Here is a 15,331-nt window from a genome sequence, read left to right on the forward strand (position 1 = left end):
AATTAAGGATTATAACCGATAAAAACTAAAACAATTTTTAAATGCTTTCTAAGTTAGAATTAATAAGAAGTGTTTTATAATTATATTTCACAACAAAAATTTACACAGAAAGGTGGTGAGGACTGTGCCAGGAATCAAGGTGCATCCTAACGAGTCTTTTGATGAAGCGTATCGTAAATTCAAAAAACAAGTAGATAGAAATCTAGTTGTGACTGAAGTAAGAGCAAGAAGATTTTTTGAGCCTATGACTGAAATTCGCAAAAAACAAAAAATTTCAGCACGCAAAAAAATGCTTAAAAGACTTTATATGCTTAGACGCTACGAGTCAAGACTCTAACCCAAAAGCCCGAAAGGGCTTTTTTATATCTACAAACTTCATTTGGTATTAAATTAAAAAGTATTTATTATTTTTTGTTAAAATTTCTAATTTAAATTTTCTGTTTTTAGGATAAACTTATGAAAAAAATCAAAAAAATCATTCAAATTGGTATGATAGGTGGTTTAGCAGCTGTTGCTGGAGGTGCTTTAGCAGGTTGTGGAAGTAATAATGACAATGCAGATACTTTAAATCAAGCGGCTAATGCTCAAGGAGCTTTTGTAATTATCGAAGAAACAGCTCCAGGGCAGTATAAAATCAAAGATCAATATCCAAGTGATGAAACAAGGGTAGTTTTAAAAGATCTTAATGGTACAGAAAGAATTTTATCCAAAGAAGAAATGGATGCTTTGATTAAAGAAGAAGCAGCTAAAATTGATAATGGAACTTCAAATTTAACTAAAGACAATGGACAAATCAGTAGTGGGGGATTGAGTTTAGGGGAAACTTTACTCGCAAGTGCTGCAGGTGCTATTTTAGGAAGTTGGATAGGTTCAAAACTTTTCAATAATCAAAATTTTGCCAACCAACAACGCGGTGCTTTTTCAAATCAAAGTGCTTATCAAAGGAGTGTTAATAGTTTTAATAAAGCAGGCACAACAAGCTCTGCTTCAAGTGCTAAAAAATCAGGTTTTTTTGGTGGAGGCTCTAAAGCCACAAGTTCTAGTTCTTCTTTTGGCTCTTAAGGATAAATAATGCAATTATTACAAGTAGACAAACTTCAAAAAGATTATTTAGAAAATATAGGTTTTTCTTGGCATACAGATGAAGATGGAAGTGATTATATTAGCAATAAGTTAGTTTGTGTTAAGGAAAGTGAAGCTAATGCTTATTATGAAGCGGTAAATGAGCTTTATGATATGTTTATTGCTGCAGCGCAAGAAGTGATTAATAATGATCGTTTTGATGAGCTTGGAATTCCTTTTAATCTTATTGATGCGATTAAGATGAGTTGGGAAAATGAGGTTCATTGGCATTTATATGGGCGTTTTGATTTAGCGGGTGGACTTGATGGCAAGCCTATAAAACTTATAGAATTTAATGCTGATACCCCTACTGCTCTTTTTGAAAGTGCGATTTTACAATGGGCACTTTTAAAACAAAATGGAATGGATGAAAGCGCACAATTTAACAGCATTTATGAAAGTTTGATGGATAATTTTAAAAGACTTATTACCCTTGATGAAAGTGTTGAAGGGTTTGAAGAGCATTATCAAGGATGGAAAATTCTTTTTTCAAGTGTTGCAGGAAGTAAAGAAGAGGAAATCACTACAAAATTGCTTGCACATATAGCCAATGAAGCAGGTTTTCAAACTAATTTTTCCTTTGTAGATGAGGTAGAATTTAGTGAAGAAGGAATTTTTAAAGAGGGTGAAAATTATGAGTATTGGTTTAAGCTTATTCCTTGGGAAGATATAGCCATAGAAGAGGGTGAACTTGCTATGCTTTTAACTCAAATCATGCGTAATCAAAGAGCAATTATTTTAAATCCTGCTTATACGCTTTTATTTCAATCTAAGGGAATTTTAAAAATTCTATGGGAACTTTATCCAAATCATCCATTACTTTTAGAAACAAAAGATACTCCTTTGGAAGGTAAAAACTATGTTAAAAAACCTGTTTTTGGTAGAGAAGGTGCAAATATCAGTATAATTAAAGATGGAAAAACTTTGCATGAGAATGTAGGTCCTTATGGGAATAATAAGGCTATTTATCAAGAATATGTAGAGTTTAATTCATGTGAAAACGAATACTATCAAGCAGGTGTTTTCTTTGCTTATGAAGGGTGTGGCTTAGGATTTAGAAAAGGAGGACTTGTGCTTGATAATTATTCTAAATTTGTAGGACATATTATAAAGGATTAGAAATGAAAATTGTTTGTTTAGATGCGGCAACTTTAGGGGATTATGATTTAAGTGTTTTTGAAAAATTTGGTTCTTTGCAAATTTATACCACAACAAATAAAGAGCAAACCATAGAGCGTTTAAAAGATGCTAATGTCGCCATGACAAACAAGGTTGTAATTGATAAAGATGTGATTGATGCTTGTAAAAATTTAAAACTCATTTTGGAAACTGCTACAGGGGTTAATAATATCGATATTGAGTATGCTAAAGAAAAAGGTATTATTGTAAAAAATGCTGCTGGGTATTCTACTATGAGTGTGGTGCAACATACTTTTGCATTTATGTTTGCTTTTTTAAATCAAGTGCTTTATTATGACAAATGGAGCAAAGAGGGTAAATGGTGTGAAAGTCCTATTTTTACAGATTATAGTAGAATTTTAAACACCTTAAGTGGTAAAAAACATGGTATTATAGGTTTAGGAACCATAGGTAAAGAAGTGGCAAAAATTTCAAAGGCTTTTGGAGCCGAAATTTATTATTATTCTACGAGTGGAGCTAATAAAAACGCAGATTTTGTACATTTGGAATTAAAAGATTTATTAAAAACTTGCGATATTATAAGTATCCACGCACCTTTAAATGAAAAAACCAAAAATTTACTCGCCTTTGAAGAATTAAAGCTTTTAAAAGATAATGCGATTTTGATTAATGTAGGAAGAGGTGGGATTGTCAATGAAAATGATTTAGCTAAAATCATAGATGAAAAAAATATTCGTGTAGGGCTTGATGTTTTAGAAATTGAACCTATGATGAAAAATCATCCACTTTTAAGCATTAAAAATAAAGAAAATCTTATTATCACTCCTCATGTTGCGTGGGCGAGCAAGGAGGCTTTAAATGCTTTAATGGATATAGTTTATAATAATTTAAAAGAATGGATAGAAAATGGCAAGTGAACATAGTTTTGATATTTCAGCAGCTTTAGATAAACAAGAGTTAAAAAATGCTTTTGAACAAGCTAAAAAAGAACTTGATAGTCGTTATGACTTAAAAGGAATTAAGTGTGAGATTGATTTAAGCGAAAAAGAGAGTATTTTTAAACTCAGTTCTTCTAGTGAAGGAAAACTTGATGTTTTAAAAGATATAGTGATTTCTAAACTTATCAAAAGAGGAATTAATCCTAAAGCTATTAAAGAGCTTTCTCGTGAAAGTGGAGCAATGTTTCGTTTAAATTTGAAAGCAAACGATGCTATTGATAGTGAAAATGCTAAAAAAATCAATAAAGTTATTAAAGATAGCAAGCTTAAAGTTAATTCTTCGATTCGTGGTGAAGAAATTCGTGTTGCAGCAAAACAAATCGATGATTTACAAGCTGTGATGAAGCTTGTAAAAGAGCTTGATTTAGAGTTAAATATTAGTTTTAAAAATCTCAAATAAGGTCAAATTTGAAACATTGTTTAGCTCTATGTTTTGTTTTTTTTCTTTGTGCTTGTAGTGTGAAAAATCAAAATTTTTCAAGTCAAAGCTTGATGGTTTTGATTGCTTCCCCTATGATAAAAATCAATGATACAGCTTTTTTAAAAAAAGAAAATAATGCTTTAAATTTAGAAGTTTATAAACTAGGGCAAGCTTTTTTTGAACTCAAAATCAAAGATAAAATTTGTATCAATGCAGTGTGTTATGATAAACAAGTGTTTAATCAAAAATTTTTTAAAAATGTATATTATGATGATATTTTAAGTGATATTTTAAAGGCAAATCCTTTATGGCAGGGTAAAAATTTAGAAAAAACTGATTGTGGTTTTGAACAAAATTTAAAAGCAAAAAATTATGAAATTTTTTATCAAGTTTGTGATAATAAAGTAAGTTTTTTTGATAAAATTTCACATACTAAAATTATCTTAACGCATATTCAAAATTGAAGGATAGAGTTTGAAATTTTTTTTACTGGTATTTTGCTTTGTAAATCTAGCTTTAGCGAAAGTTTATAAAGGTGAATTGCATTTTTATCATTTACAGGATAAAGAAATTTTTGCCATAGTTTATGATAATGCACCTATGACTCCACTTTTTGACAGGGATAAAAATCAAACAAGTTCTAGTTTTTTAATTGTTGATGATATAAATGGAAATTTAGAGATTCCACTCGTTAAGATAAATGATTTTTGGCAAGATGAGCGTAAAAAATATAAAATCAATTCTTCTAAAATGCTTACATATGATAATAAAAATTTTCAAGGAGAAAATTTAGGAACAACTACTTTAGAACTTGTCGAAACGCAAGATGGCATTCGTATAAAGCGTAGTCTTGATTTTATAGGTTTTAATGATGATTTTAAAGAATTTCATCCTGTTCATAAGGGTGTATTTAGTTTTGAACAAATTCGCCAAAAACCTATTTTTTTACAAGATGGAAAAATTAGTTTTGAAGAATGGTATTATTTTTATGAAGATGGTATGAGTCGTGCTATTTTAGAGTTGAATAATTTTGTTTATGATATTAATGCTCACGCGTTTGTAAAACTAAATGATTTATATAATACTGAAAATCAAAAATTTCAAAATCTTTTACATGAGAAGCTTAAAAATACATGTGATGAGTGTTTTGAAGATCTGCAAAATTTACAATTTAATAATAATTTTTTGCTTAATAATGGAAAACTAAAAATTTGTTATCTACCTTTTGAAGGTCATTTTTTAGATGAAAATATTTGCGTAGAATTTAATGAAGATGAGCTTAAGGAATTTAAAAAATAATGGAAAAATTAAAAAATTTTTTAATTTTGAAAAATATAGAAGATACTCAAATTTATAAAGAGCTTAAGTGTGCTAAAAATGAGGCTTTGATTCTTAGGGAGCTTTGTAGAAATTATGTCGTTTCTATTTCTTCTATCAATGCCTTTACTTTATTATCGACAATTTTTGGAAATGATAAGTATCTTTATCTTGATGCTTTGGAGGATTTAAAAAAACTTATTGAAAGAGGTTTTGTAAATCAAAATTCGAGTTTTTTTAAAAGTTTAGAAAATAATAAAACTCAAACATTAACTCTTGCCTTATTGCAAAGTGAGCTTAGTCTAAGTGAATATTTTTTAGAATTTTTAGAAGCAAAACCTCGTTTAAACTTTGAGAAACAAGAGGCTTATGCAGATTATTTAGAATATTTAAAAGATGAATTTGCGCGTATTCAATTATATGAAAGATTAAGTTTTATACAAAAAAGTGCTTATAATAGTGAAATAAAAAACCAAATTAAACTTTATGAAAGACATATCAAAGAAAGACTAAAAAAAAGTAAATTTTATAATGTATTGGCTGATATTTTTAAAGAATATAATCTTGAACATAAAGAACAAATTATTTTTCTAGCACTTTTAAAAGAAGAATATGCCTTAAGTAATGAAAGTTCGATTTCTAGAGAAATGAATTCTTTACTTTCTTTAATCAGTGAAAATGATTTAGAAAGACATAAAAACAAAAAATTATTACAAGAAAATGCTCCTCTTTTAAACTTAATCGAGTGTGATGAATATTTAAATGCTTTTGGAGATATTTCTAAAAGTTTTTTTATTATTGATGAAATTTTACAAAGAATTATAAATTTTGAACCAAAACAAAGTAAAAAAATCAAAATTGAAAGTGTTTTAAAAGATCAAGATATTTTCGAGCTTATAGAACCAAGCACTGACATCAATGATATTATTATGCCTGAAAATACAAAAGAGCTTTTAGAAAATATTTTAAAACAACAAGATAAAAAAGTCCTAGAAAGACTTCATTCTTGGGGTATAAAGAGTAATAAAAATATAGAAGCTAAAATTATTTTTTATGGTCCTGCTGGTACTGGAAAAACTATGTCAGCTTTAGCTATGGCTAAATCAATGAAAAAATCTGTTCTTAGTTTTGACTGTTCTAAAATTTTGAGCAAATGGGTTGGAGAGAGTGAGCAAAATGTAAGAAAAATTTTTGATACTTATAAAAATATCGTGCAAACTTGCAAACAAAGTCCTATTTTACTTCTCAATGAAGCCGATCAGTTTTTAAGTACGCGTGTAGATGGAAGTAGTGGTAGTGATAAAATGCATAATCAAATGCAAAATATATTTTTAGAGCAAATCGAGCGTTTTAGTGGTGTGATTATCGCTACGACAAATTTTTTAGAAAGCTTAGATAGTGCATTTTCAAGAAGATTTGATTATAAGATAGAATTTAAAAAACCTGATTTTAAAGATAGGCTTAAAATTTGGGAAAAATTTCTACCTAAAAAAGCATTATTTGAAAAAGATTTTGATATAAATATTTTATCAAATTATGAATTAAGTGGAGCACAAATTTTAATGGTGGTGAAGAATACAGCTTTGAAAGTAGCTGTATCAAAAGATGGGGTTTTTAAAATGCAAGATTTTATAGAAAGTATACAAAAAGAATTAAATTCAAGTTTTGATAAAAGTAAGATTGTTGGATTTTAACTTTTTAATGTTTTTGTATAGCGAACTATAAAATAAAACAAAGCTATAATTAAAGCACTCCATTCCCAAAACATAGGAATTTTTGGGGTTAAAAAATAATGATAACTTGCCAAAATTAAGCATAAATATCCCAGTTTTCTGATTTTACTAAGTTTTTTAAAGATTTTAAAAGAACTTAAAAGCATTAAAAATATGATTAAAAATGCGATAAATCCAATTGCTTCTAATAAACGATGTGAAATATCATCAAAAAGCCTTAAAATTTGAGCATTTCTATCAAAAATAAAATAATTTAAAAAGTGCAAAATCGCCCAAAAAGCTGCAAAAATACCTAAAATTTTAGGATAATTTTTTGTTTTTTTAAATTTAAGTAAAGAAAATAAAAGACTTAAATTTAAAAAGATTAAAGCAAATATTCCGGTGTAAATATAGGCTTCTTTTACAAAATCAAAGGCTTTTATGATATGATAAAAGCCATAGATTAAACTTATGATAAAGCTAAAATAAGCAAGAAATTTAAAGTATTTTGTCTGCATTAAAAATTCACTTTCAAGTCCATGTTTTTATATAAACTTGCCACTTCTTTTTCATAACCATTAAACATTAAAGTAGGCTTGGTAAAGAAGTCTCCTAAAGCCCTTTCGTTAGCTTGAGACCATCTAGGATGAGAAACATTAGGATTGACATTGGCATAAAAACCATATTCACTTGGAGCGTAACTTTCCCAAGTGGATTTAGGCTGTTCTTTAGTAAATTCTATTTTAACTATAGATTTAATACTTTTAAAGCCATATTTCCAAGGAACAACAAGACGTATTGGAGCGCCATTTTGAGGCTTTAAGGCTTTTTTATACATTCCTACTGCAAGCAAGGTAAGAGGATGCATAGCTTCATCCATGCGAAGTCCTTCTACATAAGGATAGTCTATAGTTGGAAATAAAGCGTCTTGATCGGGAAATTGACTCTTATCTAAAAGAGTGGTGAATTTAACAAATTTTGCCTCGCTTGTAGGTTTTGCCATTTCAATCAAACGACGCAATTCAAAGCCTACCCAAGGTACCACCATAGACCAAGTTTCAACACAGCGAAAACGATAAATTCTCTCTTCTAGTGGAAATTTTAAAATATCTTCCATGCTTAAAGTTAAAGGTTTTTCTATTTCTCCACTGATATCGATTTTCCAATTTTGAGTATTGAAATTTTGTGCCAATGATACAGCCTTTCTTTTATCTGTTGAAAATTCATAAAAATTGACATAATTTGTAGCTAGTTCTTCATCGCTGATTTCAAGTTTGTTTGGATTAGTATCGCTTGTGAAATTTAAAGCAGATAGTTTAGAAGCAAGCACGCTTGAACTTATTAAAGCACCCGCTCCAAGTTTTAAAAAATTTCTCCTTTGTTTATAAAGTTTTTCAGGTGTTATAAGCATAATTTTTCCTTATTAAAAATTTTTATTATTAAACTATAACAATGTTAATACAGGATTAATTTTGTGTGATTTTTTCAAGTTCTATATTGTAGAATATTTCTTCGCAAAATTCTTTATAATGATTAAGTAGTTTAATTTTTGAAGTTTCTTGCATTAGAATTTTAAATTCTAATTTTTTTAATTTTCTAAGTTCATCCTTGAGCTCTTTATCTTTTGAAAACAATAAAAAATATTCTTTAAAGATGAGCTCATAAATTTCAAAAGTTCCATCGACAAGATAATTAATCGCTTTATCAAGATGCCGATTAGAGTCTTTAAAATTTAAAGGATTTAAAACCATGAAACAAAGATGAATCATGGCGAAGTGAAAATATTTAAGATGTTTTTCAGGTAAGGTGAACAAATCGCTTTTTTGAAAATTTTGAAGATTGTTAAAGTCAGAATTCAAGAAATGATAGCCAAAACAGTCATTGATATTTGAAATCAAATTTTTAATTTTTTGTTCTCCATCAAGTTTTTTTCTAAAGGCTACAAAATAAGCGAGAGCCTTGTAAAATATTTGAAAAAATTCAATATGTTTATTTTCTCTTAGACAAATAAGACTTAAATCTTTTGGAGAAGTGGAGTGCTCTTGCATATAATTATAAACTTTCAGGGAAATTTTATTTCTTACCTCAAGCAAGTAGCTCAAGTCTTTTTGTTTTAAAATTTGATAATAAAAAAATATAAAATCTTTAATTAAACCTTTATGATCTTTTTCAAATAATGAAATTTGAAAATCCACGCTAAGAAACTGATTGTAAAGATTAAAGTAATCGCATTCTAATTGTTGATAATTCAATATTTTATCCCACACTTAGCATAAAATTCTTTTAAAGCATGTTCTTTATCAGGCTGAGTTTTAATCCATTCTTCAAAGTGATTACACATATCCCATTCTTTTTGCTGAATTACTTCATAATTTTGCTCTATATCGTTTTCGCTTATATTTTTTCTGTGTATTTTGTTTAAAATTTTTTCACATACAGCCCTAGGATTTTCATTTTTATATATAGGCCTTCCCACAACGATATAATCACTCAAATTTTCTCTAGCCATTGCAAGATTAGCAACACGTTTTTGATCATCATTTGTTTCTCCAAAAGGACGAATTCCAGGAGTAAGGGTTAAGAAATTTGAACTTGTGTGCTCTTTAATTTTTTTGCTTTCAAAAACAGAGCATACCATACCATCAAGTCCATTTTCATAGGATATTTTTGAAAAATTAATTACAGCTTCTTCAATTTTTTGTCTATAAATACTAAAGAAATTTTCTTCATCAAAACTCGTAAGAGCAGAAACTGCTAAAACTAAAGGTCTTTTTGAAAATTTGCTAAGCCGTGTCATAACTTCTTGTATGGCTATTTTTCCAGCACTTGCGTGGATATTGATCATATCAACACCAAGTTTTGATACTTCTTCGCAAGCATCTGCCATAGTGTTGGGAATATCATGAAATTTAAGATCAAGAAATATTTTAAAATCATCAACTTTTTTAAGTTCTTCTATGAATTTAAAACCATCTCTTAAATATGCTCTTAAACCTACTTTTAACCATATGTCTAAATTTTTTAATTCTTTGGCAAGTTGTAAGCATTCTTCTTTTGTAGAAAGATCAAGTGCGACACAAAGCTTCATTTTTTAGCCTTTATTAAGGCATCTAAAACTCCATTTATAAATTTTGGAGAATTGTCATTAGCAAGTTCTTTAGCAAGTTCTATAGCCTCATTGATGACAATGGCGCTAGGAGTATCGGTAAAAAGTAACTCATAAGCTCCAAGTCTTAGTATAGCTCTTTCTACATGTCCTAAAGCTGTAATTTGATTATCATTTAGAAATGAATTTAAGGTTTCATCAATATTGTTTAAATTATCTAAAATTCCATTATATAAATTTAAAGTAAAATTTTTTTGTTCATTGCGTATTTTTTTTTCATCTAAAATTTCATCTACAAAAACGTTGTTTTGAGAATTTAATTCAAAAGCATAAAGTAAGGAGATGACGCTTTGGCGAACTTGATGACGCGTTGCCATTAAAGCTCCTTGCTTAAATTTAACATCTCGATTACAGTTGTCATAGCTTCAAAGCCTTTATTGCCTGCTTTGCTTCCAGCTCTTTCTATGGCTTGTTCTATTGTATCTGTAGTTAAAACACCAAAGCTTACAGGGATATTATGATTTAAACTCACATTGGCTATGCCTTTGGTGGTTTCTGCTGAAACATAGTCAAAATGCGGAGTTGAGCCACGAATTACTGCGCCTACGCAACAAATTGCATCAAATTTTTTGCTTTCTATAGCTTTTTTTAACGCATACGGAAGTTCAAAAGCACCAGGAACAAGTATAAGGCTTAGATTTTCCTCTTTGCCCCCGTGTCTTAAAAAAGCATCTTTTGCTCCTTCTACAAGGCGATCTGTGATGATATGATTAAATCTTGCATTAATGATAGCAATTTTTGTATTTGAGTCTAAATTTAATTTTCCTTCAATAATATTCATTTGTTTTCCTTTATGATATTTTGTATTTCTAGTAATGTATTAACGCAATTTTTAAGGCGTGTAAGATTAAGCATATTAGGTCCATCGCATAAAGCCTCGCAAGGATTAATATGTGTTTCAAAGAAAAAGCCATCTATGCCTACGGCTGCTGCCGCTCTTGCTAAAGGTTCTACAAATTCGCTTTTCCCTCCGCTACTTCCACCTGCAGCCCCTGGCATTTGTACGCTATGGGTAGCATCAAAAATAACTGGAGCAAATTCACGCATGATAACTAAAGAACGCATATCTACTACTAAATTTCCATAGCCAAAGCTAGCCCCTCTTTCAGCTACAAAAACACCATTTCTTTGAGCAGCTTCATAGCCTTCATCTTCTATACCACGGGTTTGTAGAACTTTTTTAACGCTGTATTTGATATCGCTTGGGTTTAAAAATTGTCCTTTTTTGATATTAATTTTTGCCTTAGTTTTTGCTGCGGCTACAAGTAAATCGGTTTGACGACATAAAAAAGCAGGAATTTGCAAGACATCAGCTACTTCACTTACAGGGTTTGCTTGATTGCTTTCGTGTATATCGGTTAAGATTTTCATACCAAATTCATCTTTTACGCTTTGTAAAATTTTTAATCCTTCTTCAAGACCAGGACCTCGAAAAGAATTAATACTTGTGCGATTGGCCTTATCAAAACTTGATTTGAAATAAAATTCTATATTTGGATTTTCATTAAAATTTTTTAACTGTTCAGCAACTTTAAAAATCAAATCTTTGCTTTCTATCACGCAAGGACCAGCAATGAGTATCATTTTTTTCATTTTTTTCCTTTGTTCTTAACTAAAATTAATCCACCAAAAATAATGCCTATTATACCTAAAAAAACCATAGTACTTGGTAAATTATCTCCCAAAATTATCCCAACTATCATACTAAATACTACATCAAGATAACTAACTCCGGCAACCACTCCTGCTTGTTTAGCGATACCATAAGCTTTAGTGACATGAATTTGATAAATGGTGCCTAAAGTTCCCATAATGGCAATGATAAGCCAAGCTGTAAGACTTGGCATCACAAAAGGTGCTAGAATGAAATCTAAATGTAAAGAATCAAGATGCTGTGGTTCAAAAAATTCAGCACTGATCATAGAAATTAAAGGCATTAAGGTTCCTAAAAGGATAAAAGAAAAGGCAATTTGTTCTGTAGTGTAAGATTTTCTAAGTTCTCTTACACTTGTAAGAGCTAAAGCGGCTAAAAATCCACTCGTGATACCTATAACTGAATTTTTTAAATCAAAGCCTGAATGATTTAAATTATGAGCCCAAGGCTGAGCGATTAAAAGCACTCCACCAAATGCTATTAAAATTCCTATCCAGCCTTTGATGCCAATATTTTCTTTAAAAACAACAAAAGCTATTAAAGTAATAAAAATAGGAGCAGTTTTTTGAAAAGCAAAAGCTCCACCTAGTGTAATATTTGAAACATTATAGAAAAACATATATAGTGAAAGCGTGCCTACTACTCCACGAAATACCAAGAGCCAAAAATATCCCCCTTCTTTATGTGCCTTAGATCGTTTTAAAAGATAGACTATGAAAAAAATTCCTATGATATTTCTAAAAAACATAATTTCTATAGAACTCATTTCCTTGCTAAGAATTTTTGCACAAGCTCCCATAAGTGCAAAATCCAAACATGCTAAAATCATGAAATAAATTCCTAAATTATGCTTGATTACTTTTAGCATTTTTTTTCCTTGACTAAAATCTGGGTTAATTCTAGTCTTTTTTTGCTTAATATTAAGCCAAATTTTATATAATTTTAAAAATATAATTTTCTAGGAAAAAAATGCAAAGCATTATACTTATAGGTAAGCCAAATGTGGGAAAATCAAGCCTTTTTAATAGAATGGCAAGACAAAGAATAGCTATTACAAGTGATATTTCAGGCACAACTAGAGATACAAATAAAACGCAAATTCATATTCATTCAAAAAAAGCCATGCTTATTGATAGTGGAGGGCTTGATGAAAGTGATGAACTTTTTAAAAATGTGAAAAAAAACACTTTAAAAGTAGCTAAAGAAAGCGATATCATACTTTATCTAGTTGATGGGAAATTAGCGCCTGATGATGAGGATAGACAGTTTTTTTATTCTTTAAAAAAACTTGGAAAACCTATAGCCTTAGTGATTAATAAAGTAGATAATAAAAAAGATGAAGAAAGGGCTTGGGAGTTTGCAAATTTTGGCGTAAAGGAAATCTTTAATCTTTCAGTAACCCATAATGTAGGCTTAGATGAACTTTATGAATGGCTTGAAAAATTTTTACATGAAGAGTTTTTAATCCCCGATGAAGAAGAAAATTTAGAAGATTTTTTAGAGTATTATGAAGAAGGAAAAGAATTTCAATTTAAAGAAGTCGATCAAAATCATATCAGAGTGGGTATTGTAGGGCGTGTAAATGTTGGAAAATCAAGTCTTTTAAATGCTTTGGTTAAACAAGAACGCAGTGTTGTAAGTTCTATTGCAGGAACTACTATAGATCCTGTTAATGAAAGTGTAGTTCATAAAGATAAAGTGATAGAATTTGTTGATACTGCAGGTATTAGAAAAAGGGGTAAAATTCAAGGACTCGAACGCTTTGCCCTAAATCGCACGGAAAAAATTTTATCTCATTCTCAAATAGCACTTTTGGTTTTAGATGCGCATGAGGGCTTTAACGAGCTTGATGAACGCATTGCTGGGCTTGTGGCTAAGCATTATTTGGGTGTGATTATTGTTTTAAATAAATGGGATAAAAGTGAGATGGATTTTGATAAGACTGTAAAAGAATTGCGTCTTGATCGTTTTAAATTTCTAGCTTACGCACCCGTGATTAGCGTATCAGCTTTAAGTGGAAAAAGGGTGCATGTTTTACTCGATAAAATTTTGCAAATTTTTGAAAATTTCACTCAAAAAATCCAAACTTCTAAGCTTAATACCTTGATAGAAAATGCCACAAGAGCACATCCTTTGCCGCATGATTATGGGAAATTGGTTAAAATTTATTATGCAGTACAATATGACTTAGCACCGCCAAAAATTGCACTTATTATGAATCGTCCTAAGGCCTTGCATTTTAGCTATAAGCGTTATTTACAAAATCAAATCAGAAAAGAATTTAATTTTGAAGGTGTGCCTTTAGTGATTGCTTCGCGTAAAAAGGGCAGTAAAGAAAATGATGAAAGCTAAAAATATCGTTTTTATAGGATTTATGGGTTCTGGAAAAAGCACTTTAGCAAGAGCTTTAGCTAAGGATTTAGATCTTGTTTTTTTAGATAGTGATTTTTTAATAGAACAAAAATTTAATCAAAAAGTCAGTGAAATTTTTGAACAAAAAAGGGAAAATTTTTTTAGAGAACAAGAGCAAAAAATGGCTGATTTTTTTAGTTCTTGTGAGAAAGCTTGTATTGCTACAGGTGGGGGTTTTGTTAATGTTTCAAATTTAGAAAAAGCAGGTTTTTGTATTTATTTAAAAGCAGATTTTGAATATTTAAAAAAGCGTTTAGACAAAGATGAAATTTCTAAAAGACCTTTATTTTATGATGAAATTAAAGCAAAAAAATTATATAATGAGCGTTTAAGCAAGTATGAACAAAAGGCAAATTTTATTTTAAATATAGAAAATAAAAATATAGATGAGCTTTTAAGCGAGATTAAAAAGGTGATAAAATGAGAGTATTAACAGGCCTTCAGCCAAGTGGCGATTTGCATATAGGTAATTATTTTGGTGCGATTAAGCAAATGGTAGATGCACAAGAAAAAAGCCAAATGTTTATGTTTATTGCTAATTATCATGCCATGACTTCTTCTCAAGATGGAGAAAAACTTAAACAAAATTCCTTAAAAGCTGCTGCGGCTTTTTTAAGCCTTGGTATAGATCCTCAAAAAAGCGTTTTTTGGTTGCAAAGTGATGTTAAGGAAGTTATGGAGCTTTATTGGATTTTATCGCAATTTACTCCTATGGGTTTATTAGAGCGTGCACATAGTTACAAGGATAAAGTTGCTAAGGGACTTAGTGCTTCACATGGGCTTTTTTCTTATCCTGTTTTAATGGCGGCAGATATTTTACTTTTTGATACACGAATTGTCCCTGTAGGAAAAGATCAAATCCAGCATGTTGAAATCGCACGCGATATTGCTTTAAAAGTTAATAATGAATGGGGTGAAATTTTTACCCTTCCAGAAGCGAGAGTTAATGAAGAAGTAGCTGTGGTTGTGGGTACTGATGGAGCAAAAATGAGTAAATCTTATCAAAATACTATAGATATTTTTAGCAGTGAAAAAACCTTAAAAAAACAAATTTCTTCCATAGTTACAGATAGTACCGCTTTAGAAGATCCAAAAGATCATGAAAACTGCAATATTTTTAAAATCGCAAAGCTTTTTTTAGATGAATCAGGGCAAAAAGAATTACAAATACGCTATGAAAAAGGTGGTGAGGGTTATGGACATTTTAAAATATATTTAAACGAGCTTGTAAATGCTTATTTTAAAGAAGCAAGAGAAAAATATAATGAGCTTTTAGAAAAGCCTTCGCATTTGAAAGAAATTTTGGATTTTGGTGCGACAAAAGCAAGAAAAATCGCCCAAGAAAAAATGCAAAAAATTTATGAAAAAATCGGACTTTAAGGAGTAGAA

The 15,331-nt window shown here is 29.8% G+C and carries 19 protein-coding genes; 11 read left to right on the forward strand and 8 right to left on the reverse strand.

What is annotated here, in order from left to right; genetic code table 11:
• The first annotated feature begins 124 nt into the window (after positions 1-124).
• The 8 genes from rpsU to FBF20_RS01820 all read left to right on the forward strand — a co-directional run bounded on the left by rpsU (position 125) and on the right by FBF20_RS01820 (position 6,692).
• On the forward strand, positions 125-337 hold the full coding sequence (gene rpsU, locus FBF20_RS01785; RefSeq protein ID WP_002780697.1) for a 30S ribosomal protein S21: 213 nt from the start codon (positions 125-127) through the stop codon (positions 335-337).
• 119 nt (positions 338-456) lie between these two features.
• Positions 457-1,062: a UPF0323 family lipoprotein gene (locus tag FBF20_RS01790; protein WP_002854351.1), complete on the forward strand. Its 606-nt coding sequence runs from the start codon at positions 457-459 to the stop codon at positions 1,060-1,062.
• A gap of 9 nt (positions 1,063-1,071) precedes the next feature.
• On the forward strand, positions 1,072-2,241 hold the full coding sequence (locus tag FBF20_RS01795) for a glutathionylspermidine synthase family protein (RefSeq protein WP_002858689.1): 1,170 nt from the start codon (positions 1,072-1,074) through the stop codon (positions 2,239-2,241).
• Between the two features lie 2 nt (positions 2,242-2,243).
• The gene (locus FBF20_RS01800) at positions 2,244-3,179 is read left to right on the forward strand and encodes a D-2-hydroxyacid dehydrogenase (protein WP_002854730.1); all 936 of its coding nucleotides are present in this window, start codon (positions 2,244-2,246) and stop codon (positions 3,177-3,179) included.
• A complete protein-coding gene (locus FBF20_RS01805) occupies positions 3,169-3,660 on the forward strand; it encodes a YajQ family cyclic di-GMP-binding protein (RefSeq protein WP_002858699.1) in 492 nt (163 codons plus the stop codon). The genes FBF20_RS01800 and FBF20_RS01805 overlap by 11 nt, the downstream gene beginning before the upstream one ends.
• Positions 3,661-3,668: 8 nt before the next feature.
• Positions 3,669-4,145 carry a lipoprotein gene (locus FBF20_RS01810; protein ID WP_002858715.1) on the forward strand — a complete coding sequence of 159 codons (477 nt, stop codon included), beginning with the start codon at positions 3,669-3,671 and terminating at the stop codon, positions 4,143-4,145.
• A gap of 10 nt (positions 4,146-4,155) precedes the next feature.
• On the forward strand, positions 4,156-4,980 hold the full coding sequence (locus FBF20_RS01815) for a hypothetical protein (protein WP_002854586.1): 825 nt from the start codon (positions 4,156-4,158) through the stop codon (positions 4,978-4,980).
• On the forward strand, positions 4,980-6,692 hold the full coding sequence (locus tag FBF20_RS01820) for an ATP-binding protein (RefSeq protein WP_002875291.1): 1,713 nt from the start codon (positions 4,980-4,982) through the stop codon (positions 6,690-6,692). Before FBF20_RS01815 ends, FBF20_RS01820 begins: the two co-directional genes overlap by 1 nt.
• Here the strand turns inward: FBF20_RS01820 and FBF20_RS01825 are convergent.
• Genes FBF20_RS01825 through FBF20_RS01860 form a run of 8 tightly spaced genes read right to left on the reverse strand, consistent with a single transcriptional unit; the run spans position 6,689 to position 12,398 of the window.
• Positions 6,689-7,228 (reverse strand): sulfite oxidase heme-binding subunit YedZ, encoded by a 540-nt coding sequence (locus FBF20_RS01825; protein ID WP_002858705.1) that lies wholly within the window; start codon positions 7,226-7,228, stop codon positions 6,689-6,691. The two genes, FBF20_RS01820 and FBF20_RS01825, sit on opposite strands and share 4 nt — an antisense overlap.
• Positions 7,228-8,121: a protein-methionine-sulfoxide reductase catalytic subunit MsrP gene (gene msrP / locus FBF20_RS01830; RefSeq protein WP_002858649.1), complete on the reverse strand. Its 894-nt coding sequence runs from the start codon at positions 8,119-8,121 to the stop codon at positions 7,228-7,230. The genes FBF20_RS01825 and msrP overlap by 1 nt, the downstream gene beginning before the upstream one ends.
• Positions 8,122-8,176: 55 nt before the next feature.
• On the reverse strand, positions 8,177-8,962 hold the full coding sequence (locus FBF20_RS01835; protein ID WP_002824766.1) for a hypothetical protein: 786 nt from the start codon (positions 8,960-8,962) through the stop codon (positions 8,177-8,179).
• Positions 8,959-9,798 carry an orotidine-5'-phosphate decarboxylase gene (pyrF, locus tag FBF20_RS01840; protein WP_002869748.1) on the reverse strand — a complete coding sequence of 280 codons (840 nt, stop codon included), beginning with the start codon at positions 9,796-9,798 and terminating at the stop codon, positions 8,959-8,961. The genes FBF20_RS01835 and pyrF overlap by 4 nt, the downstream gene beginning before the upstream one ends.
• On the reverse strand, positions 9,795-10,193 hold the full coding sequence (nusB, locus tag FBF20_RS01845) for a transcription antitermination factor NusB (RefSeq protein ID WP_002824771.1): 399 nt from the start codon (positions 10,191-10,193) through the stop codon (positions 9,795-9,797). The genes pyrF and nusB overlap by 4 nt, the downstream gene beginning before the upstream one ends.
• Positions 10,193-10,657 (reverse strand): 6,7-dimethyl-8-ribityllumazine synthase, encoded by a 465-nt coding sequence (gene ribE, locus FBF20_RS01850; protein WP_002854278.1) that lies wholly within the window; start codon positions 10,655-10,657, stop codon positions 10,193-10,195. The genes nusB and ribE overlap by 1 nt, the downstream gene beginning before the upstream one ends.
• Positions 10,654-11,469: a 3-deoxy-8-phosphooctulonate synthase gene (gene kdsA / locus FBF20_RS01855; protein WP_002858652.1), complete on the reverse strand. Its 816-nt coding sequence runs from the start codon at positions 11,467-11,469 to the stop codon at positions 10,654-10,656. Before kdsA ends, ribE begins: the two co-directional genes overlap by 4 nt.
• A complete protein-coding gene (locus FBF20_RS01860) occupies positions 11,466-12,398 on the reverse strand; it encodes a DMT family transporter (protein WP_002865582.1) in 933 nt (310 codons plus the stop codon). Before FBF20_RS01860 ends, kdsA begins: the two co-directional genes overlap by 4 nt.
• 101 nt (positions 12,399-12,499) lie before the next feature.
• On the opposite strand from FBF20_RS01860, the gene der reads away from it, so the two are divergent.
• From der to trpS, 3 genes are read left to right on the forward strand one after another with little or no spacing between them, the layout of a single operon-like run.
• Positions 12,500-13,882 carry a ribosome biogenesis GTPase Der gene (gene der, locus FBF20_RS01865; RefSeq protein WP_002858744.1) on the forward strand — a complete coding sequence of 461 codons (1,383 nt, stop codon included), beginning with the start codon at positions 12,500-12,502 and terminating at the stop codon, positions 13,880-13,882.
• Positions 13,869-14,366: a shikimate kinase gene (locus tag FBF20_RS01870; protein ID WP_002904001.1), complete on the forward strand. Its 498-nt coding sequence runs from the start codon at positions 13,869-13,871 to the stop codon at positions 14,364-14,366. The genes der and FBF20_RS01870 overlap by 14 nt, the downstream gene beginning before the upstream one ends.
• Positions 14,363-15,322: a tryptophan--tRNA ligase gene (trpS, locus tag FBF20_RS01875; protein ID WP_002858719.1), complete on the forward strand. Its 960-nt coding sequence runs from the start codon at positions 14,363-14,365 to the stop codon at positions 15,320-15,322. The genes FBF20_RS01870 and trpS overlap by 4 nt, the downstream gene beginning before the upstream one ends.
• Positions 15,323-15,331: the final 9 nt, after the last annotated feature.

The organism is Campylobacter sp. CFSAN093259 (assembly GCF_012889985.1).
Taxonomy (GTDB): Bacteria; Campylobacterota; Campylobacteria; order Campylobacterales; family Campylobacteraceae; genus Campylobacter_D; species Campylobacter_D jejuni.